Here is a 19569-nt window from a genome sequence, read left to right as displayed (position 1 = left end):
TCATTAAGTTAATTTAAAATTTTCATAATTTTATTAAAAACATCTTTTGTAGCATCACCTGCATCACAATCGATATCAATAATACTTTTTCCATTGTTTATTGCTTTTATAGCATTGGAATCATAAGGTATTTTACCTACAAAAGGAATTTGATTTTTTTGGCAATACCGTATAATCTTTTCCGAATTTTCGATATTTGTATTGTATTTATTAATACAAACTGCTGTTTTAGTTTGAAATTTATTAGAAGTTTCTATTATTCTTTCCATATCGCTTATGCCTGAAATAGATGGCTCTGAAACTATTAAAACTAAATCAACACCACTAATAGAAGCTATAACTGGACATCCTATTCCCGGTGAACCATCAATTATAGTTAATTCTGTATTTTTAACTACATCTTTAAGTTGACTTTTAACCTCAGTAACAAGCATTCCTGATGTTCCACTTCCCATTTTTAATTTTGCAGTTGAAAATACAATATCATCATTATATAACATTAATTCTCCAGATACAACAGTTTCAAGGGATATTGCTTCAGCCGGGCAAATTTCTTCACACACACCACAACCCTCGCATGCAAAATTATCAACATGATATTCATTATTCCTTTTATTAACTTTAATTGCATCAAACCTACAGTTTTTTCTACACATATCACAACTTATACAAATATCTGTATTTATTTTAGCCTTTGGCATACCATAGTAATCTTTCGTTCTAGGCTGAAATTGTTGTTTCATAACAAGATGAAGATTGGGAGCATCAACATCACAATCTGCATAAGCCCTAGCGTTAGAAAGCTTTATAAAAGCACTTGCTACAGTTGTTTTACCAGTTCCACCTTTGCCACTAAGGATTAACAATTGTTTCATTTCGCACCTCCTCAGTTACTTTTTGAAGTATTTTAGAAAACATATCTTTATACCTCTTATTTTCTCTAATAGAAATAAGAGCATTAGAATTTAATGTTCCAAGTTCACTTTCAAATGGAATTTTTCCTAAAACCTTTATATTTCTATCCAAACAAAACCTCTCAGCAGGATTTTCTCCATCCATACACTTATTCAATACTACGCCATATGGTTTATTAAACAATCTAACAAGTTCATAAACCATCTCTAAATTATGAACACCAAAAACTGTTGGTTCTGCAACTAATACGCAGTAATCTGCATCTTTAATACTTTCCATAACTACACAAGCACTACCAGGTGGACAATCAATAAAAGTTAGTTTATCTCCTACAGTATTTTCATTATCCTCAATATTATAACTCAATAACTTTTTAATAATTGGAACACCTGATGCTTCACCAGTATTTAACATTCCAGTTACTACTGTAACATTATCAGAAATACCTTTTTGAACTTCTCCAATTTTTTTATCTTTTTCAGATATTGCATTTGTAGGACAAAACAGCATACATCCACCACAAGAATGACAAACATCATCAAATACCATAACTTTATTTTTAATGTATGCTAACGCATTAAACTTGCAAAATTCAACACATTTCCTACAACCATTGCAAAGATTGTAATCTACTAATGGAATTTTAATATTAATATCTTCTGTTTTTATATGTTTAGGCTTAAAAAATAAGTGTCCATTTGGCTCTTCAACATCACAATCAATATAAGTTGATTTTTTAGCTGAAGAAGCCAAATTTACCGAAACAAGTGTTTTGCCTGTGCCACCCTTACCACTAAGCACAGCTATCTTCATACTATTTACCTCCGTGATTATGAAATCCAGCATGAATTTCTGAAAGTAACTTTAATTCACCTTTATTAAAGGCATCTATATTATCCTTTAACGAGTCATTAATAGTTTTATATATTTTTACATTGCCTGCATTTATAACATCTGCAGCATTTTGTCCGCATCTAGGTGTAAGTAATGCATCAGCCTTGTTATCAACTATAGTTTGTGCTGCAAGTATACCTGCTCCACCTTGACTAGAAGCAGCTGCATTATCTAAAAAAGTACTTTCCTTTGATTCCGTATCATAAATAAGGAAATATGGTGTTCTACCAAATGATATACAAACATCTGTATCCATTGTTTTATCGTTAACTGGAATTGCAATTTTCATGTAAAATCCTCCTGTAATTTTATTATTCTAAATATTTTCCAACTCTTTTTTCAATAGATCTTTATATGTATCAAGACCTGTAACTTTAGCGGCTAATTTAGTTAGTGGAATTATGTCACTTCTATCAATGTATTCTAAAGAAAACTTGCGATTAAGTGCCATAAGTTGTTTTAATCCCACTGAAATCCTATTAATAAATGAATATAAACCTATTGCACCAGGAGAAATATTTTTTACATCGGTATATAGTCCTTTCAATTCTCTTATATCTCCAAAAATATCCTCAACAGTTGTTCCAAATCTTTGGTACTCTTTTGGTACAATACCATTATTTATTAAATCTCCAACTTGCTTTCCTACTAAAGCTGCTGCCATAGCAGCTCTGCCTATACCAACTAAATTAATATATGGAGCGCCTAATGACAATCCCTTATATACTTGATCTTCCATAGCAAAACCACCAGCTATTGCTATTTGCGGAATAGCATAATTTTTTTCTTTTAATTTTCTTAATATATCATACAATATACTTTCTAAATAAACTGTGGGCATGCCCCATTCATTCATCATTTTAGTAGGACTATTACCTGAACCTCCACCTGCTCCATCAAATGTTACTAAATCCACACCTGCTTTTGAGGCTATTTTCAAAATTTCAATGAGGTCTCTTGGGTCGAATGGTCCTGTTTTAAAGCAAATATGTTCTGCTCCTAATTCACGAAGTTCATTTACCCTCTTAATCAATATATCCTCATTCCACATAGGTAACTTTCCTATTTTTTCAAAAACTTGACCAATACCTTTTTTATAGTTTTCTGCTATAACCGGATCTGAAGGGTCTGGATAAATTAAATACCCAATCTTTTGAAAATGAAGAGCATCATCAATAGATTTAACTCTTCCCATTCCTTGAATACCTTTAGATGCCTGCCCGAATTTAAGTTCAACCGACCTTACTCCTAATTTTTCAATAGCATAATCTAATACTCCCAAATTTTCATCATCATAATTCGCTTGAAGAATTATATCTCCATATCCTCTATAATATTCTCTAAATGATGAAACCATCTCCTCTATAAGTGGTGATGAAACTACTTTGCCATTTTTTAAAACTAAGTTTTTATCCTTTGCTACAACATCTTCCCCAATTACAACTAAAACACCTGCAAGTGCTGCACCAGCATAATAATCTTTCCAATTTAATTTTGCCATAGCTGGTAAAATTATTGGTGCCTTCAAGTTTATTTTATTATTTATTCCAAAAGAAGTTTCTATGTTTACTTTAGGAAATGTCGCAACATCTGAATCTTCAAGACAACCTAAAGCTCCAAATACTCTTCCATTAATATTAAATTGAGAAAAGTCTAATGGATAGTCTTTTTCAGAAGCAAATTGACTTTTATCTGTTTGGTATGGATATATAGCTTCCGAACCTCTTATAGCTGATAACCCTATTTCACAACTACCTATACAATTTGCAGTGCACACTGCACACATACCTGAAAACCTAGAAGTATGTTCTGGAGTTCGCATTTTAGTATTAGTTATTGAACTTCCTAATGATGGACTGTAAGACATAATAAACCCTCCTAAATATAAACTATTTTTTTACTTCAATATCAAATTCTATACCGCATCTATTTCTACAACACCCTTTTCCACACGATAACTCATTACCATCACAAAGTTTATAATCCCCGCCTTCAATTCTTAAAACTTTTCCATTAACAAGTGACTCTGCAAGTTTCCTTCTTGCATCAATATAAATACCCTGTACAGTTGTACGTGCTATATTCATTTGATTTGAACATTCTTCTTGAGTAAAGCCCTCTAAATCAATTAGACGAATCGTTTCATATTCATCTACAGTCATTATTACAAAATTTTCTTGATTAACATGTGAATTAAGCGGTCCAAACCGATTGCTCTCAGGTAAGCTACACACTTTTCTCCATTTCCTAGGTCTAGGCATAATTAATTCACCTCATCTACATTTTATTGGTAATAGCAAGAGCGTCCTCCTGCTAATTAAATAACTATAATTTTTCCAATTGTTCTTTAACAACTTTTAGATTTTTTTCAAAAATTAATTTTTGCTCCTCTAAAAGTTCTTTTTGTGACTTGGCAATATTGTTATTGCTTATGAAGTTTCTTCCAAAACCACGTCCGCATCCAAATGCTCGGCCTCTTCCAAAGCCAAAGTTAACACCATTAATACCAGCACAAATTCCAAGACCTCTTCCAGTCATTGATCCCATACTATTAGGACCAGTTCCATCTCTATTAGGCATAATAGCTACCTCCTTATATATTATTGACATATGTCGCTTTCATTTTCATTATACTCCTTTTATGACATATGTCAATAACTATTTTTAAAATAATCCAAAAATTTGCTACTCAACTTCCGCTAGTAGGACTGAAAAAAACTTTCTTAATAAAAAAAATCCTACTAGTTATAAATTAGTAGGATTTTCATAATTCTATTGATTTAAAGCTTTTGTATATATTTCTTTTCTTTCATCTTTAGCCAATAGTCTTTCCGTAAAATATGCAATTATTCCAATTCCAAATAAATCTAACACTAATCTCAACAATGTAAATTTCACCCCCATTGAAGATGCTTCAAACAATAACAAAGGAATTTTAGTTGTTGACCAAGCTCCTAGCATAATAAATACATTAGATAATTTACTACCTTTTTTCAACAGCACACCTGCTACTGGAAAAGCTGCGTACAGTGGTCCAGCTGCAGCAGAACCAATAAAAAAAGCTAGTATTATTCCTATGAATCCAGAACCTTCACCCATATATTTTACCATTGTTTCTCTTTTAACCCAAACGTCTAATAATCCTAGTAAAATAAATATTGGTGGTATAACAGACAACATTTCAAATGTGTTTTTCAATGATAATTCCATTGACTTTTTTCCTATACTAGGATAAAGGAATAATATAATCAAATTTATTGCAAAAAGCAAAATAAAAATTTTATAACGTTTCAATATTTTTATTAATTTTTCCATTACATTACCACCCCCATAACAAATGCTACTACTAAAGAAAAAACAAATGCTGATACATTTCTTGTTATAGTAGCTTTTCTACCAAAATATTTCATTTCAACTGGTAGGGTTACTATCCCAACCATCATAAGCGTTGAAATAAAAGCAGCAATTTGCATGTATCCCGCTCCATTTTGCAATAGTGCAGCGGATAAAGGAAATGCTACAAAGCCAGGTATTAATGTAATAGAACCAATTATGGCTGCAATTATTACTCCTAGCCACCCAGAACCACTCCCTACTAAATGTGAAATTTGTTCAGGTGTTAATATTGCAAGCATAACTCCTATGATTACAAGTATTGAAAGAAACTGTGGCAATATATTTTCAAATGACTTCCATGCTTTTTTCAAAGAAAGCATAGTTTTATCTTTGCTCTTTAGAAAAGAAGCAAAAAGTGCTATAGTAGCAATAATGTATAAAGCAGTTACCATTATATATCCTCCATGTTTTTAGACTGACATAAATGTCACAAATCTATGAAATTTTATTCATTATATCTATTAGTACTGGAGTTATCTGTGATTTAATCACAATCTAAAATTACATTGACATATGTCGCGCATGATTTTATTATACAGTATTTATGACATATGTCAATAATTATCAATAATATTATTGGTTTTTCTTATCTTTATCATTATTACTTATCTCTTCAATTAATTCATTTGAATACTCTGCCGGTATTATTGATTGATATCTTTTATTGCTGAAGGTTCTATCATTTCCATAATCATTTTTTCTTTTTAAGCCTCTATATGTTTTCATTACCATATAAATTGTTGAGTATACAATTGTCATAATTACACCTACTACAAGCCCTGATGATTGACCAGACACAAATGGCATACTAAATATAATTCCTATCATACTAATTAAAACAATCCATGATGAATATGGATATCCTTTAACTTGACACTTCCCCTCAGGTGGACAACCATTTATTTTTCTAAATCGTATATGTGTAGCCATAATTACGCAATAAGTAAATAATATTGCAAACCCTCCTGAACTAATCAAAAACAAGTAAACTCTTGGAAAAACATAACCTAATGACAATCCTAAAATCATAGAAAAACCAGAAAACAATATACCTCTATAAGGTACATCAGTCTTATCTTTAAGCCACTTTGGTGCATCACCTTCATTTGCTAAAGAACGCATCATTCTTCCTAATCCAAACATAGCTGCTAGCATGGTAGATAAAATAGCTGTTATCAAAACTACACTAATAAAAGTACCTGCCCATCCCATTCCCCACCTATTAAGGGCAGCAACCATAGGACTCACATCTTCGCTTAAACTAGATGTAGGGATTAATGGCAAAAGCACTGCTATGGAAAGAATATAAAATCCTACTAAACAAATTACAGTATAAGCTATTGCCTTAGGTATTGTTTTTTGTGGATTTTCTGCCTCCGAAGAGGCTAAACCAATTATTTCGAAACCAGCATATGAAAACATAACAATAAGCATACTTCCTGCAATACTCTTGATACCTCCAGCCATTAGTGGTTCTCTAGCTAATTCACCAAAACCAATTGGTTTATTACCAGTAATTACACCTATAATTAATAATATTGCTATAATTATGAATGATATAATAGCAAAGATTTTAACAGCTGCTAGCCCGCTTTCCAATTTACTTAACTTATCAGCACCTAGCAGGTTAAGCAGTGTTACTCCAACAATAATTAAAGTACCAAGAAAAGCTATAGATACATTAGGATACCACGCACGTACAAAAATTGATACTGCAGTAGCTTCACTAGACATCGCAAATATCATCCCAGTCCAATAAACCCATCCAACAACAAAACCAACTCCTGGTCCAAATGACTTCGATGCAAAACTTTTAAAAGAACCTGTTTCTGTACTTGCTACAGTCATCTCAGATAGTGCAAAAAGAATAAAATATACTAAAGCTCCTCCAATTATGTATGAAATTAGTATAGATGGTCCAGCTGCATTAATGGCTACTGAAGAGCCAAGAAAGAACGAACCTCCAATTACGGTTCCTAGCGCCATCATTGTAAGCTGCCACGCAGATAAACCTTTTTGTTTTTTTTCCATAATTTTTCTCCATTTATTCTAAATTTTATAATCTAATATAAGATTAACAAACTAATGTATATAATTAATTTGTTCAAAATTATTGTTTCTTATTATTAGAATTATATCCTTTAAAACTATTTTAGATAAATGGATAAAATTTTTTAAACTATGATTTTAAATAAATTGTGTAATCAATTTTCCTAATATAACTCCTGATATACTTAAAAATAAATTTAATCCTGCATTAACCATTCCTAAAATATAACTTCCACCACTAAAAAGAGCAACTGTTTCATAACTAAATGTGGAAAATGTAGTTAGTCCACCCATTATGCCTGTTGTTAGAAACAATTTTAAGCTTTGAGACATCATATTATTTTTTATACTTAATTCCATTATAACACCAATTAAAAATCCTCCTAAAACATTAACTATTAAAGTTCCATATGGTAGTTGTGTACCTAAAATTCTTGATGAATGTAATGAAATAATATATCTCAATGAAGCTCCAATGAAACCGCCTAATCCAACATATAAAATATTTTGCATTTTCTTATTCTCCTTACAGTGCTGTGGTATTGTTTGTTAGATTTGTTATTTTATCACCAAGTCACCCTTTAATGATATGTTCATGAACAAATGATTTAGCTGAACTAGGACATTTTTGTATACAGCTACAACAATTGATACATTTTTCAGCATCTATATCTCTATAATTATTAAAACTTATGGCTTCCATAGGGCAGTTATCAGCACATATTCCACAATTGGTACAATTTATATTTGTTTCAGGTGCACATTTTACTCCTAATTTTCTCTCTTTATATGGGAAATTCCCTTTTATGAAAAGTTTATTTGCATTCAATAAGTCTTGTGAAAAAGATATTTTTTCTTCTGCTTTAACACCAAATTCTTTGGCTTTTTGCAAATCCTTAGTGTCTGGTCTATTTGTTGCAACTTTATCAGTATAAGAATGCTCTCCTATAAATGCACTAGCTGCAAAAACAATAAATCCATTTTTCTCAACAATATCCCTAAGCTCAACCAAAGAATCATCATAATTTCAATTACCATAAACAGCAACTAAAATAGCAGCTGTATTATTACCTTTTACTCTATCTAAAAATCCTTCTAAAAATTTCGGAATCCTACCGCCATAAACAGGAACTCCAATAATAACTACTTCATCTTTTTTAAAGTTAATATCATATTCTCGATTTTTAGGTAATGTAATATTGTATTCTTTAATTTCTCTGTTCATTCCATCTGCAACAGCCTTAACAACTTGAGCAGTTCTGTCAGTTGCACTAAAATATAGCAAATTAACTTGTTTACTCATCTTAATTATATCTCATCTTTCTATGAATTTCTTTGTTGAATATATACTAACTTAAAAACTATAATTTTAATACGCTAATATATGGTATCCTTAAAATTTGACATGCTAAATTTATTATTTTCCATTCAAATGTTGCGCGAATTGAATTTTTATACCATTTGGATCGTGTATTATAAAATACTTCAAACTTGGATTAGGTTGTACTGGTCCTGTTTTTATTGAAATACCTCTTTTATTTATAAAATCAATCATATCATCTAAGGAATCTACTTCAAAGCCTAATGTAACAGCATTTCCTGGGTCCATATTTTTAAGTTTCTCACTACATATTAATTCAATTTTAGTTTCACCCTCACCCAAGAATGTAATATTCATATCAGGTCCTGCACTAATCTTATCAACAACCTTTAATCCTACTACTTCTTCATAAAACTTAATTGATTCCTCCATATCCTTTACAATAATTGTAGTCCATAAAAATTTCATAATTGCCTCCTTAAAATCTTATTTTTTAATTTTTAAAAATTTTCTTGCTACTTTTACAACAGGCTTAAACAAAATACCTTCCATCTCTTTACTAACTATTTTAAGTTCTTTTCGTATTTGAATATTTTGAGGGCAATGGCTCTCACATTTACCACACTCGACACATTGAGATGCAAAAGCTGGTTTCTCTGACATAGCTCCTAATGTTTGCATATACTTCCACCTCATGAGTTTATCTTCTAACAAATATTTATCATTATAGCTAGAAAAGCAACCTGGAATATTAACTCCATATGGACATGGCATGCAATAACCGCAACCAGTACATGGTATTTTTGTTTTTTCCAACATTACTGATTTGACTTTATCGAAAATTTTATTTTCTCCTTCTGTTAGAGAGTTTTCTCTTGCATCACTTGCAATTTTTATATTTTCCTTCATTTGTTCTTCAGTGCTCATACCTGACAATACAACATTTACTTCAGAGTGATTCCATATCCACCTTAATGCCCATTCAGCTGGAGTTCTTTCCGAATCATAATTTTTAAATGTTTGAATTACTTCTTGAGGTAAATTATTAACTAATTTACCTCCACGCAATGGTTCCATTATAATGACGGGAATTCCCAAAGATGATGCCAAAAGTAAACCTGATTTCGTAGCTTGATTATTTTCATCCAAGTAATTGTATTGTATTTGGCAAAAATCCCATGGATATGCTTTTACAATTAATTCAAAATCAGTTTTTCCTCCATGAAATGAAAATCCTATATTTTTAATGGTGCCATCTCTTTTTAGTTCCTCTAGCCATTCCATAATTCCTAACGAAACTAATCTATCAAACATAGGTTTATCAGTTAGCATATGTAAGAGATAGTAATCAATATATTCTGTTTGTAATTTTGAAAGTTGAGTTGACATAATCTTTTTAGCGCCATCTAAATTTTTAACCAAAAAAGGAGGAAGCTTAGTTGCAACTTTAACCTTTTCTCTATAGCCACCTGATAGTGCTTTACCAAGCATTGATTCACTTTTTCCACCATGATAAAAATATGCCGTATCGAAATAATTTACACCTTTTTCTATAGCATCGTGAATCATTTCTATAGTTCTTGTCTCATCTATTGAATTTCCCTTCGTAGGTAATCTCATGCAACCAAATCCTAAAATAGAAAGGATATCACCATTTTTTTGATTTGCTTTTGTAAGCATTTATACTCTCCTTGATAAATTTATTTATAAATAAAAAATATGTCTTTTATTTTAGAGCTCTACTATTAATGGATCATGTCCTGTATAAGGTAAAAATTTATTTAATATATCAGATATTTTTATTTTTAGACTAGAAGTATTTATACATGGATGACAACCAAAATACTCTGATTCAACTATTTCCTTATCAATTAGCAATTTAACTTTGCACTCCTTATCGTTCATAAGCCCAAGTATACTAACAGATCCAGGTGTAATATTCAAAAACTTCTCCATATACTCACCGCCAGCAAAAGATAGCCTTGAACTTCCAATTTGCTTTGATAAATTCTTTGTTACAAATTTTTTATCACCTGGCATTAAAAGTAAATAGAAATCTGTCTTTGATGCGTTACACAGAAATAAATTTTTACATATTTGTATTCCCAAAAGGTCTTCAACCTCAATACAATCTTCTATAGTTGCAGTCTCATCATGGTCTATTCTAATATATGAAATATTAAGTTTATCCAACAAATCATATGTAACCATTTCCTTTTCAAGCCTATTTTCATCCGTAGGTCTTAAATTATATAACGTTTTATCTATTTTTATCATTGTTTTATTCTCCTATTAATCCTTATTACGCTTGTACATTTATGATAATATTTTATCAGATTCACTTTATTGTTATCAATATCTATTCTTTAGATATCCAAGTGTAAACATATTCCCAATCATTTGGTACAGTTATACCTTCTATTATATCCCAATTGCCATCTAACCCTAATTCTTTTGTAGCTAATTCAAAGTGACATTTTGCTATACCTAAATCATTCTTCTGCATATCAAAATCCACAACACCATAGCCTTTTGTTCTACATAGGAAAAAATGGTATAATCCCTTTTCTTTTATAACTCTCCATGGCTGCTTGTTTGAAGCAGAAGGTCCTAATCTAACCATTTCTAACGGTATATTATATTTACCAGCACTAGTTTCTGTCAATGGTAAAGACATATCTTCATTGAAAAACAATTCACTCCAAGCTTTTCTTTTATTAGCTCCTACAAGTGCTCGCATCGTAACCTCAAGGACTCTTGATTTTTCCTTTTTTATCCCTACTGGGGAAATGATTGGTATAAACTCATTCTCAAGCAAATTTGACTTTTGTTCAAAATTACTCTTATTAAATGTCCCGCCGAGCCAACAGGTTTTTAAACCTATATCGGTAGCAAATAAAATTATTTTTTCAAACCAATAACCAAACTCAAGTGCTCTTTTATCATCTTTATCTAAAATTCCAACAATAAATAAATTAGCACCTGATATTACACCATATGTTCCGAGTTTTTCTGATGTTTTTCCAGTTATATTACTATCTTTATTGCTGATTATTATAAACCTTGCTTTAATTTTTGTTGTCTCATTATTAACTTCTGCAATATAATCATTGAGTCTTTTTAAAGTATCTTTATCTATATCATTTGTATCAAATGTCCTCGTAGATTTTCTTTCTTTTATAAGTTCTGTAGCTAGTTTTTCGTATTCCATATTAGCTCCTTAAATTTTTATTAATAAATTAATTATAACACATTATTATTATTAAAGTCTATGTTTTACAAAAATGTTATATATATGCTAATTAATAGTAATTTTTCTTTCCATAAAAAATATGCCCACCTCTACTATTAACAATTTATAATTAAACTGCTAATAGTAAAGATGGGCATATCACTAGAAATTATTTGACATATGAGGGATCAAACTAAAAAGTAAATTTTCTAAAATAATAATAACCATAAACTATATATAAAAAAATATGATGTTTATATAATTTGTGTAAAATTTTATTCACAGCTCTTTACTTTCTAACTACATATCTTCAATAGACTTTTCATTTGGCAATATTAAAGTGGTAAAAACTACTAGAACAAGAGGTATCAACAAATATGATGCACTTGTAAGCAGTCCATGTATATCTGCTATTTTACCAAATGCTAACATTATAAGTCCACCTAATCCACCTGAAAATCCCATAATTAATCCTGTCGCAACATTAATATTTTTAGGCATTAAGCCTTGTGTCATTACTATATTAGCTGTACTTGAACCACTTAAAGCAAACCCCATAAGCACAAAGCCAATCACCATAAATATTCTAGGCATAAATACAATTAAAGACATACAAATTAAAACAAACAAATTAAAGATTAACAATACTCTCTTGCTTCCAATTAAATCATCTAAAAATCCCCCTATAATAGTACCTAGTGAATTAGCCAGTAAATATGCTGACAATACTACTCCTGCAACTTCAACGCTAACTTGTTTTAGTAGCATTATTTGTGCTCCAAATGTAATCAAAAAACTCCTAACAAGAACTTTATTTGATGATATAAAAACTAATATAGAAATCCACTTTGCACAATGAAAATCAAATTTCTCGCTTTTTTTCTCTTTCTTCTCAATAGATTGATTCAATTCAACCTTTTGTACTTGTGCATAGTAAAGAAAAAATGCAATCAGAATACCAGGAATCATAAACAAGACTAGCGAACTTAAACCATAACTTTTTACTATTGGAATAGCTACCATAGGTGATACTGAAGCAGCAAAACCCCCAATAGTCATAAAAATCGATAAACTTTTACCCATTGACTTTTTTCCCAGCCTTACAGCCATTGCAGACCCCAGCGGATGAAACAGAGCAGATGCCAAAGAGCCTAATCCTAATGCTATAACTAATAAATAATAATTTGAGATTATTCCAGAAATGGACATCCAAAAAGATATCCACATCAAAGAATAAATAATTAAATATGGTTTCCCTCGTTTATCTACTAAATATCCGATAACTGGCTGTGCAAACGAACCACCACTTGTAATTACAAAAGCAATAAATGCCTGTTGAGCTAAACTTAAACCAAGTGCTTGAACGAATAAAAATAAAATAGGTGGGATCAAATTCATGTAGAAATCATTGAAAAAATGCCCGATAGAAACTGCTATCAACTTAGTATAATAACTAGTTGTTCGTTGCTGTTTTTGCTCTAACAATATATTTTCCTCTCTATCTTTAATAATTATATAGATATGGTAATTTATTAAATTATTCTGCGTAAATAGATTGATTTCTCTACTTTTTAATATTTACTAATTATATCATAGTTTGTATGGAACTTACCTCATTCATTTAATCAAAATAATTAAAATCCTAATAATGTTAATAAACAGGAATATTATAACTTTCGTATCCATTATATATCTAATCATATTAAATAATCAATCATTTTAATAAAAAACTAACCGTTTCCAACTAAACATTACAATTTTTTATTAGCCTTTAAATATACATCCGAAATTGTAGCTATTGGACAAATTACACACCATGTTTTAGGTTTGTATATAAGGGCCAAAACTAAACCAATGACAGTTGTAGTCATCATCATAGAGTAAAAACGATAAGATAAATGTGTAATCCAAGGTAATATATTATTTAATTCTATAAGTTGTATCATTTCAAATGGAACTGTAAATAAAATTAAAAATCTTAAACTTTTCATTGGCATCATTAATCCTGATGAAACTCTAATAGTTGACATCATAATAAAAAACAAGCTAATACCAAAATATGATAGCATTATCCATTTCATATTTCCATTAATGAAATACTTTGGTGTTTTACCAGAATATTTATTAGTTGATTTACCAACCTTTGTATAAAGATTAGCCCTAGGGCAATAACCTTGACAGTAGGTTTTCTTATTTGTTTTTATTAGCAAATACATAGGAAGCATCATACAAATAAATCCTAAAAGCGCAAAATTTATATTCACAATTCCAAGTGCAAAATATAGTAAATTGATTACAAATAGATATTTATTGTTTTTAATATTTTTTATAAAATTGTTCATAAACCCCTCCGATTTTTTAATCTTTCTGCAAAAAAATATACAATCAAATAATTTTAGATTATTTATCTTAGAAGTGATAACTTCTGGTGTTAATATATCAATACAATTATCAATTGTAATATTTTTATTTTATATTATGGTTTTCTATTTATATATAAATAGGTTTCTATTTTTTATTCAAATCCAAGCGCTCTAGTTGGACAATACCTTACACACTTCCCACATTTGATACATTTTTTCAAATCAATTTTTGGAGCTTCAAATTTACTTTGTGATAAAGCATCAACTGGGCAAACCCTAACCGCTGGACACTTATGATTTTGTGGACATCTTAATTTTTGTACACGTAATGTTTTATTACTTAAATCTTTAACTTTTTTATCGTTTTTTTCAAATAATCCAAATATAGACATAACTTAATTCCTCTCTAAAATTAATATATCGCTATTATAAATATTATTTACGGCTTTTTCAGTGATGTTATCACATAAAAAAACTATAAGAAAATTTCTTATAGTTTTAAAAAAATTGTTTATAACTTATTTATCAATTCTTGTAACAGTATATGGTTTAAGTACTGCATTATTTACTACATTTTTTACTAACGACACCAACTCTTTATTGTTATCATTTATGTTAGGCATAAAAGTTACATCATTAATATCTTTTTTTTCTTTGTCCCAATTTTTAACTATTAAAGTTTCGAAGTATGTTAATCCAGCTATATATCTTCCAATATCTTCTTCTAGATGATATCCATCAAGAGTTAACTCATTTCCAACAGCTCTAAGCAAAGAGTTTGTCCTAGCATTTTGAATGGCAGTAGCACAGGGTATAATAATGTCTATATTAGAGTCAAAAGAAGCTTGTTTATATGAATTAATTATTGAATTATACATGATTTTTTGGTCGCTATTATATGTTTCAAAATTTTCATTTGTGCTGTTCTCTGCATATGCCCAAGTCATATTAAGTGCTAATTTAACATTTTTATTTCTTGATATGCCTTTTGTATAACCAATTAAATTATTTAAATATGGTTGAAATGTACTATATATACCTGAATCTGGAGATGCTTGTTGAAAAGTTATAAAATCCCATCTTTCATCAAGTATACAAGACTTCATAGTTTGCTTTTCCAATTTTTCCATTGTAGAAGATGTCCATTTATAATATGTATATGTTGCATTGTTGTTAGAAGCATTATTCCAATGTGTTTTTAATGAGCATCCACTAAAATATACATTACCTACAATTACATCCACTCCAGCTGATTTAGCTATATCATAAAGCCAATATGCTGCATCTTCTGAAAAAGAATTTCCTATAGCAAGAATTTTGACAGTTTTTGGATTAAAATCAATATCAATTGTTTTATATATTAATTCTTTTTCAATATTTTTTATTAAGTTTAATACTCTTAATAGGCTTTGGCCTTCATCAATAAAAGACTGTATAGTATTAATATCTAAAGTTTCTGTATAATCTCTTTCCAAAGCATATATATCATTAGGAATAACTATTGAAAAAGCCATTATACAAATAATTAGAAACGAGATTGTTTTTTTTATCATTACGTCCACTTCCTTTTGCTTGCTTTATATTTCATTACCATAATTCATCCTTTTTTCATTAATTCCTTATATTTATTATTGCATTTTTAAATTGAAAAATCAACTAAAATTACTTAACTTTAGCTTAAAATATAAACTGGCCTACTAGAAAATCATATAATTATGACTTTCCAATAGACCTGCCAAATTCTCATTATTATCTTTCTTCTCTAAAGTAATTTACCCCACAGCTTGCTGGTTGTGAATTTTCTTTTGACTTGCGAATTGAAGTAATTACTAATACTAGTGCAGTTATAATAAACGGAAGCATATCATAGAACGCATTTGGAATAGTTATTATACTTTTCGGAAAATAATATTTCAAAATATTAAAGCCTCCAAAAACAAAAGAACCAAATATAGCTTTCGTTGGACTCCACGAGGCAAAAATAACAAGCGCAACAGCAATCCATCCCATACCATTTACACTATTACTCATCCAAACACCACCATTTATTATCATTGAGCAATAAGCTCCACCAATGCCACAAATTCCTCCACCTAACATCACATTAAAATATTTAAGTTTTGTAACTTTAATTCCAGCTGCATCTGCAGCACCTGGATTTTCTCCAATTGCTCTAACATTTAATCCTAGTTTAGTATGATTTAAATAAATTCCACATAATATTGCTGTCAGGATTCCCAAATACACGAAAGCATTGTAATTAAAAAGCAATGGACCAATAACTGGTATATCAGTTAAAAACGGTATATTAATATTACTTAGCTGAGCTGTAATTTGCTCTGGTAGCTTTAATGAATTAGTTTCCGAATGAACAAGCATATATTCACCAAAAAAATTTGAAATACCTACTCCAAAAATAGTTAAAGTAAGTCCTGTAACATTTTGGTCTGCCATAAATGTTATTGTTAAAATAGCATAAATTAATGCGCCTATCATTCCAGCAGCAAACGCAGCTAATAATGCTATTAATAGGTTATTGCTCATGAATCCTGCCATAAAACCTGCGCAAGCACCCATAGCCATCATCCCTTCAACCCCTAAATTTAAATGACCAGCTTTTTCATTCATTATTTCTCCAATTGTACCAAATAAAAGAGGTGTTCCAGCAAGAACTGATGCTATTAAAAAATTTAAAAATATATTCATTATTTAACACCACCCTTACTTCTAAATACAAACTTGTAACGAATATAAAATTCACATCCTAATATAAAAAACAGTATTATTCCTTGAAGTACACTTGCTGAATAAGTTGACAATCCATAAGTTGACTGCATTACGCTGCTACCCTTTTCCAAAACACTAAATAAAAATGAAACCATCAAAATTCCAAATGGATTTAAATTAGCAAGCCATGCAACAATTATTGCAGTAAAACCAACTCCACCTGCGACAGATGCTGCCAAAGTCATATCTGATCCTGTAGCTTGAATCATTCCAGTTATACCACAGATACCACCACTTAAAATCATAGTACGAAGAATAATTTTCTTTACATTCATACCGCTATATTTTGCAGTAGCTTGACTAACACCAACAACATTTATTTCATAACCTTGTTTTGTATTTCTTATATAAATAAATAAAACAACAACTAAAATCAAAGCTATAATCCAACCAAATTGAACTCCAAATATTTTATCTATATGTGCATTTGCATTAAATCTCGCAATTTTAGGGAATCCCGATGAACCAGGATCTTTCCATGGACCATCACGCAAAAATGATATAACATGCAATGCTATATAATTTAGCATTAGTGTAAATAATGTTTCATTAGTATTAAATCTAGATTTAAAATATGCAGGTATCAAACCCCACAATCCTCCTCCAATAAATCCAGCTACAAACATTACTAAAAGTAATAAAAAATGTGGCCAATTACTGTGAAACAAGGCAAAATATGAAGCAAATATAGCACCCATTATAATTTGACCTTCAGCGCCTATGTTCCAAAACTTCATTTTAAATGCTAATGTTATTCCAAGTGCAGAAATAAGGAGTGGTATCATAAATTTTATTGTTGCTTGAATTGCCATCTCACTGCGAAATGCTCCAGAAATAATTGTTCCATATAATTGTGCTGGGTTATACCCTATTAAAAGAATAAATAAGCCACCTGCAAATAAAGCAAGTACAAATGCAATTATTCTTAGTTTAAGTATATCCATTTTAGAACGCTCAGCCCTTTTAACAGTACGCATCAAAGGTTGTTTTGATTTATTATTTATATTATTCATCTATATCAACCCCCTGTAAACTTTTCCCTGTCATCATGAGTCCAAGCTCTTCTTTAGTTGTTTCTTTAGCGTCTACTATTCCTTTCAACTCTCCATGACACAACACCATAATTCTATCGGACAACTCTAATAAAACGTCTAAATCTTCACCAATAAATAAAATTGCAACACCTTTTTTCTTTTGTTCGTTTAATAAATCATAAATCATATAAGAAGAATTAATATCAAGCCCTCTCACTGGATATGCAGTTATTAATACATTAGGATTCGACTCTATTTCTCTACCTAACAATACTTTTTGAACATTTCCACCAGACATCATTCTTACTGGTGTCTCAACATTTGGTGTTACAATACCTAGCTTCTTAACCAATATTTCTGATAATTTTCTTGCTGGCTTTTTATCTATAAAAAATCCCTTATTAATTTTATAGGATTTTAACATCATGTTTTCTACCATTCCCATAGTTCCAACTAGACCCATACCAAGCCTGTCCTCTGGCACAAAACTCATACTGATTCCTAATTTTATAATCTCATCAGGGGTTTTACCTATAATATTTTCTTTATTGCATAAAACTGCACCTGTTTTTACTTTCATAAGTCCTGCTATTGACTCGCATAATTCCTTCTGACCACTTCCTGCAATTCCTGCGACTCCTAATATTTCACCTTTTTTTAGTTTAAAATTAATATTATTTAAACCCATTGTCCCATCCTCATTCATAACAGAAAGGTCTATTACCTTGAGAATAGTTTTTTTCTCTTCCACCTCTGGGCGTTCAATTTTTAAACTAACAGGTCTTCCAACCATTAGCTCCGTTAACTGTTTTTCATTTGTTTCTTTTGTTTCAACAGTATCAATTAGCTTACCCTTACGAAGAATTGCCACTCTATCACTAATTGATAAAACTTCATGTAGCTTATGAGTAATAATTATTATTGCACTTCCTTGATCTTTCATTTTACGTAATATTGCGAATAATTTTTCTGTTTCTTGGGGTGTAAGCACTGCTGTTGGCTCATCTAAAATTAAAATTTCTGCTCCTCGATATAACACCTTCATAATTTCAACTGTTTGTTTTTCACTCACCGACATATTATATACTTTTTTCTCAGGCTCTATTTCTAGCCCAAACTTATTACTAATATTTAATATCTTTTCTTTTAACACGATTGGTTTTAGATGTTTTTCCTTTGTGCCAAGCACTATATTATCCATCGCATTATGAACTTCTACCAATTTAAAATGCTGATGAATCATTCCTACTCCATAATTAATTGCATCAGTAGGTGATGTAATTGCAACCTCTTCACCTGAAATAGATATTGAACCAGCGTCAGGATAATAAATTCCCGACAACATATTCATCAAAGTTGTTTTACCTGAACCGTTTTCTCCAAGCAAAGCTAGAATTTCGCCATATTTTATTGAAAGGTTGATGTTTTCATTAGCAACAACACTTCCAAAAGTTTTTGTAATATCTTTAAGCTCAATTGCATATCTTGTTGTACTAGAATCTGACATAATACCTCCTATCTACATATTTTAGAAGACTTTTCTGCCTCCTAACAATAATAATGGGTCAGCCTCCTTTA

Annotated in this window: 23 protein-coding genes; all 23 read right to left on the bottom strand. The window is 30.2% G+C overall.

Annotation, left to right across the window (positions count from 1 at the left end; translation table 11 throughout):
• Positions 1-8 precede the first annotated feature (8 nt).
• Entirely contained in the window at positions 9-875 is an 867-nt protein-coding gene (locus J2Z76_RS09400) for an ATP-binding protein (protein WP_209511792.1), read from the bottom strand.
• Complete coding sequence (locus J2Z76_RS09395) at positions 853-1728, bottom strand: ATP-binding protein (RefSeq protein WP_209511791.1); 876 nt, start codon at positions 1726-1728, stop codon at positions 853-855. Before J2Z76_RS09395 ends, J2Z76_RS09400 begins: the two co-directional genes overlap by 23 nt.
• A gap of 1 nt (position 1729) precedes the next feature.
• Entirely contained in the window at positions 1730-2098 is a 369-nt protein-coding gene (locus J2Z76_RS09390) for a NifB/NifX family molybdenum-iron cluster-binding protein (RefSeq protein WP_209511790.1), read from the bottom strand.
• Between the two features lie 27 nt (positions 2099-2125).
• The gene (locus J2Z76_RS09385; RefSeq protein ID WP_209511789.1) at positions 2126-3676 is read right to left on the bottom strand and encodes a glutamate synthase-related protein; all 1551 of its coding nucleotides are present in this window, start codon (positions 3674-3676) and stop codon (positions 2126-2128) included.
• Between the two features lie 22 nt (positions 3677-3698).
• Entirely contained in the window at positions 3699-4070 is a 372-nt protein-coding gene (locus J2Z76_RS09380) for a DUF134 domain-containing protein (RefSeq protein WP_209511788.1), read from the bottom strand.
• Positions 4071-4134: 64 nt separating this feature from the next.
• Positions 4135-4389 (bottom strand): DUF5320 domain-containing protein, encoded by a 255-nt coding sequence (locus tag J2Z76_RS09375; protein ID WP_209511787.1) that lies wholly within the window; start codon positions 4387-4389, stop codon positions 4135-4137.
• A gap of 192 nt (positions 4390-4581) precedes the next feature.
• A complete protein-coding gene (locus J2Z76_RS09370; protein ID WP_209511786.1) occupies positions 4582-5124 on the bottom strand; it encodes a permease in 543 nt (180 codons plus the stop codon).
• A complete protein-coding gene (locus J2Z76_RS09365; RefSeq protein WP_209511785.1) occupies positions 5124-5597 on the bottom strand; it encodes a permease in 474 nt (157 codons plus the stop codon). The genes J2Z76_RS09370 and J2Z76_RS09365 overlap by 1 nt, the downstream gene beginning before the upstream one ends.
• A 181-nt stretch (positions 5598-5778) precedes the next feature.
• Entirely contained in the window at positions 5779-7236 is a 1458-nt protein-coding gene (locus tag J2Z76_RS09360) for an amino acid permease (RefSeq protein ID WP_209511784.1), read from the bottom strand.
• Between the two features lie 156 nt (positions 7237-7392).
• A complete protein-coding gene (crcB, locus tag J2Z76_RS09355) occupies positions 7393-7767 on the bottom strand; it encodes a fluoride efflux transporter CrcB (RefSeq protein ID WP_209511783.1) in 375 nt (124 codons plus the stop codon).
• A gap of 61 nt (positions 7768-7828) precedes the next feature.
• A complete protein-coding gene (locus tag J2Z76_RS09350; RefSeq protein ID WP_209511782.1) occupies positions 7829-8266 on the bottom strand; it encodes a 4Fe-4S binding protein in 438 nt (145 codons plus the stop codon).
• A gap of 15 nt (positions 8267-8281) precedes the next feature.
• Positions 8282-8557, bottom strand: coding sequence for a flavodoxin domain-containing protein (locus tag J2Z76_RS09345; protein ID WP_209511781.1), 276 nt, complete (start codon positions 8555-8557; stop codon positions 8282-8284).
• Positions 8558-8671: 114 nt separating this feature from the next.
• Positions 8672-9043 carry a VOC family protein gene (locus J2Z76_RS09340; RefSeq protein ID WP_209511780.1) on the bottom strand — a complete coding sequence of 124 codons (372 nt, stop codon included), beginning with the start codon at positions 9041-9043 and terminating at the stop codon, positions 8672-8674.
• Positions 9044-9061: 18 nt separating this feature from the next.
• On the bottom strand, positions 9062-10255 hold the full coding sequence (locus J2Z76_RS09335; RefSeq protein WP_209511779.1) for an aldo/keto reductase: 1194 nt from the start codon (positions 10253-10255) through the stop codon (positions 9062-9064).
• A gap of 51 nt (positions 10256-10306) precedes the next feature.
• On the bottom strand, positions 10307-10852 hold the full coding sequence (locus J2Z76_RS09330) for a prolyl-tRNA synthetase associated domain-containing protein (RefSeq protein ID WP_209511778.1): 546 nt from the start codon (positions 10850-10852) through the stop codon (positions 10307-10309).
• Positions 10853-10934: 82 nt separating this feature from the next.
• A complete protein-coding gene (locus J2Z76_RS09325; protein ID WP_209511777.1) occupies positions 10935-11786 on the bottom strand; it encodes a nitroreductase family protein in 852 nt (283 codons plus the stop codon).
• Positions 11787-12107: 321 nt separating this feature from the next.
• On the bottom strand, positions 12108-13292 hold the full coding sequence (locus tag J2Z76_RS09320; protein WP_209511776.1) for an MFS transporter: 1185 nt from the start codon (positions 13290-13292) through the stop codon (positions 12108-12110).
• 266 nt (positions 13293-13558) lie between these two features.
• Positions 13559-14149, bottom strand: coding sequence for a hypothetical protein (locus tag J2Z76_RS09315; RefSeq protein ID WP_209511775.1), 591 nt, complete (start codon positions 14147-14149; stop codon positions 13559-13561).
• Between the two features lie 173 nt (positions 14150-14322).
• Positions 14323-14562 (bottom strand): DUF362 domain-containing protein, encoded by a 240-nt coding sequence (locus tag J2Z76_RS09310; protein ID WP_209511774.1) that lies wholly within the window; start codon positions 14560-14562, stop codon positions 14323-14325.
• A 126-nt stretch (positions 14563-14688) separates the two neighbouring features.
• The gene (locus J2Z76_RS09305) at positions 14689-15723 is read right to left on the bottom strand and encodes a DUF4886 domain-containing protein (protein WP_209511773.1); all 1035 of its coding nucleotides are present in this window, start codon (positions 15721-15723) and stop codon (positions 14689-14691) included.
• A 196-nt stretch (positions 15724-15919) separates the two neighbouring features.
• A complete protein-coding gene (locus tag J2Z76_RS09300; RefSeq protein WP_209511772.1) occupies positions 15920-16876 on the bottom strand; it encodes an ABC transporter permease in 957 nt (318 codons plus the stop codon).
• The gene (locus J2Z76_RS09295; RefSeq protein ID WP_209511771.1) at positions 16876-17970 is read right to left on the bottom strand and encodes an ABC transporter permease; all 1095 of its coding nucleotides are present in this window, start codon (positions 17968-17970) and stop codon (positions 16876-16878) included. The genes J2Z76_RS09300 and J2Z76_RS09295 overlap by 1 nt, the downstream gene beginning before the upstream one ends.
• On the bottom strand, positions 17963-19498 hold the full coding sequence (locus J2Z76_RS09290) for an ABC transporter ATP-binding protein (RefSeq protein ID WP_209511770.1): 1536 nt from the start codon (positions 19496-19498) through the stop codon (positions 17963-17965). The genes J2Z76_RS09295 and J2Z76_RS09290 overlap by 8 nt, the downstream gene beginning before the upstream one ends.
• Positions 19499-19569 lie beyond the last annotated feature (71 nt).

Origin of the sequence: Sedimentibacter acidaminivorans (assembly GCF_017873955.1) — a bacterium.
Lineage (GTDB): Bacteria > Bacillota > Clostridia > Tissierellales > Sedimentibacteraceae > Sedimentibacter > Sedimentibacter acidaminivorans.
Note: the sequence above shows the minus strand (reverse complement) of the source record. Positions and strands in the feature narration are given on the sequence as shown.

What these genes read in the sequence shown, in the direction of transcription:
- J2Z76_RS09400 (WP_209511792.1), bottom strand. Translation starts at nt 875, where the DNA reads ATGAAACAATTGTTAATCCTTAGTGGCAAAGGTGGAACTGGTAAAACA.
- J2Z76_RS09395 (WP_209511791.1), bottom strand. Translation starts at nt 1,728, where the DNA reads ATGAAGATAGCTGTGCTTAGTGGTAAGGGTGGCACAGGCAAAACACTT.
- J2Z76_RS09390 (WP_209511790.1), bottom strand. Translation starts at nt 2,098, where the DNA reads ATGAAAATTGCAATTCCAGTTAACGATAAAACAATGGATACAGATGTT.
- J2Z76_RS09385 (WP_209511789.1), bottom strand. Translation starts at nt 3,676, where the DNA reads ATGTCTTACAGTCCATCATTAGGAAGTTCAATAACTAATACTAAAATG.
- J2Z76_RS09380 (WP_209511788.1), bottom strand. Translation starts at nt 4,070, where the DNA reads ATGCCTAGACCTAGGAAATGGAGAAAAGTGTGTAGCTTACCTGAGAGC.
- J2Z76_RS09375 (WP_209511787.1), bottom strand. Translation starts at nt 4,389, where the DNA reads ATGCCTAATAGAGATGGAACTGGTCCTAATAGTATGGGATCAATGACT.
- J2Z76_RS09370 (WP_209511786.1), bottom strand. Translation starts at nt 5,124, where the DNA reads ATGGAAAAATTAATAAAAATATTGAAACGTTATAAAATTTTTATTTTG.
- J2Z76_RS09365 (WP_209511785.1), bottom strand. Translation starts at nt 5,597, where the DNA reads ATGGTAACTGCTTTATACATTATTGCTACTATAGCACTTTTTGCTTCT.
- J2Z76_RS09360 (WP_209511784.1), bottom strand. Translation starts at nt 7,236, where the DNA reads ATGGAAAAAAAACAAAAAGGTTTATCTGCGTGGCAGCTTACAATGATG.
- crcB (WP_209511783.1), bottom strand. Translation starts at nt 7,767, where the DNA reads ATGCAAAATATTTTATATGTTGGATTAGGCGGTTTCATTGGAGCTTCA.
- J2Z76_RS09345 (WP_209511781.1), bottom strand. Translation starts at nt 8,557, where the DNA reads ATGAGTAAACAAGTTAATTTGCTATATTTTAGTGCAACTGACAGAACT.
- J2Z76_RS09340 (WP_209511780.1), bottom strand. Translation starts at nt 9,043, where the DNA reads ATGAAATTTTTATGGACTACAATTATTGTAAAGGATATGGAGGAATCA.
- J2Z76_RS09335 (WP_209511779.1), bottom strand. Translation starts at nt 10,255, where the DNA reads ATGCTTACAAAAGCAAATCAAAAAAATGGTGATATCCTTTCTATTTTA.
- J2Z76_RS09330 (WP_209511778.1), bottom strand. Translation starts at nt 10,852, where the DNA reads ATGATAAAAATAGATAAAACGTTATATAATTTAAGACCTACGGATGAA.
- J2Z76_RS09325 (WP_209511777.1), bottom strand. Translation starts at nt 11,786, where the DNA reads ATGGAATACGAAAAACTAGCTACAGAACTTATAAAAGAAAGAAAATCT.
- J2Z76_RS09315 (WP_209511775.1), bottom strand. Translation starts at nt 14,149, where the DNA reads ATGAACAATTTTATAAAAAATATTAAAAACAATAAATATCTATTTGTA.
- J2Z76_RS09310 (WP_209511774.1), bottom strand. Translation starts at nt 14,562, where the DNA reads ATGTCTATATTTGGATTATTTGAAAAAAACGATAAAAAAGTTAAAGAT.
- J2Z76_RS09305 (WP_209511773.1), bottom strand. Translation starts at nt 15,723, where the DNA reads ATGATAAAAAAAACAATCTCGTTTCTAATTATTTGTATAATGGCTTTT.
- J2Z76_RS09300 (WP_209511772.1), bottom strand. Translation starts at nt 16,876, where the DNA reads ATGAATATATTTTTAAATTTTTTAATAGCATCAGTTCTTGCTGGAACA.
- J2Z76_RS09295 (WP_209511771.1), bottom strand. Translation starts at nt 17,970, where the DNA reads ATGAATAATATAAATAATAAATCAAAACAACCTTTGATGCGTACTGTT.
- J2Z76_RS09290 (WP_209511770.1), bottom strand. Translation starts at nt 19,498, where the DNA reads ATGTCAGATTCTAGTACAACAAGATATGCAATTGAGCTTAAAGATATT.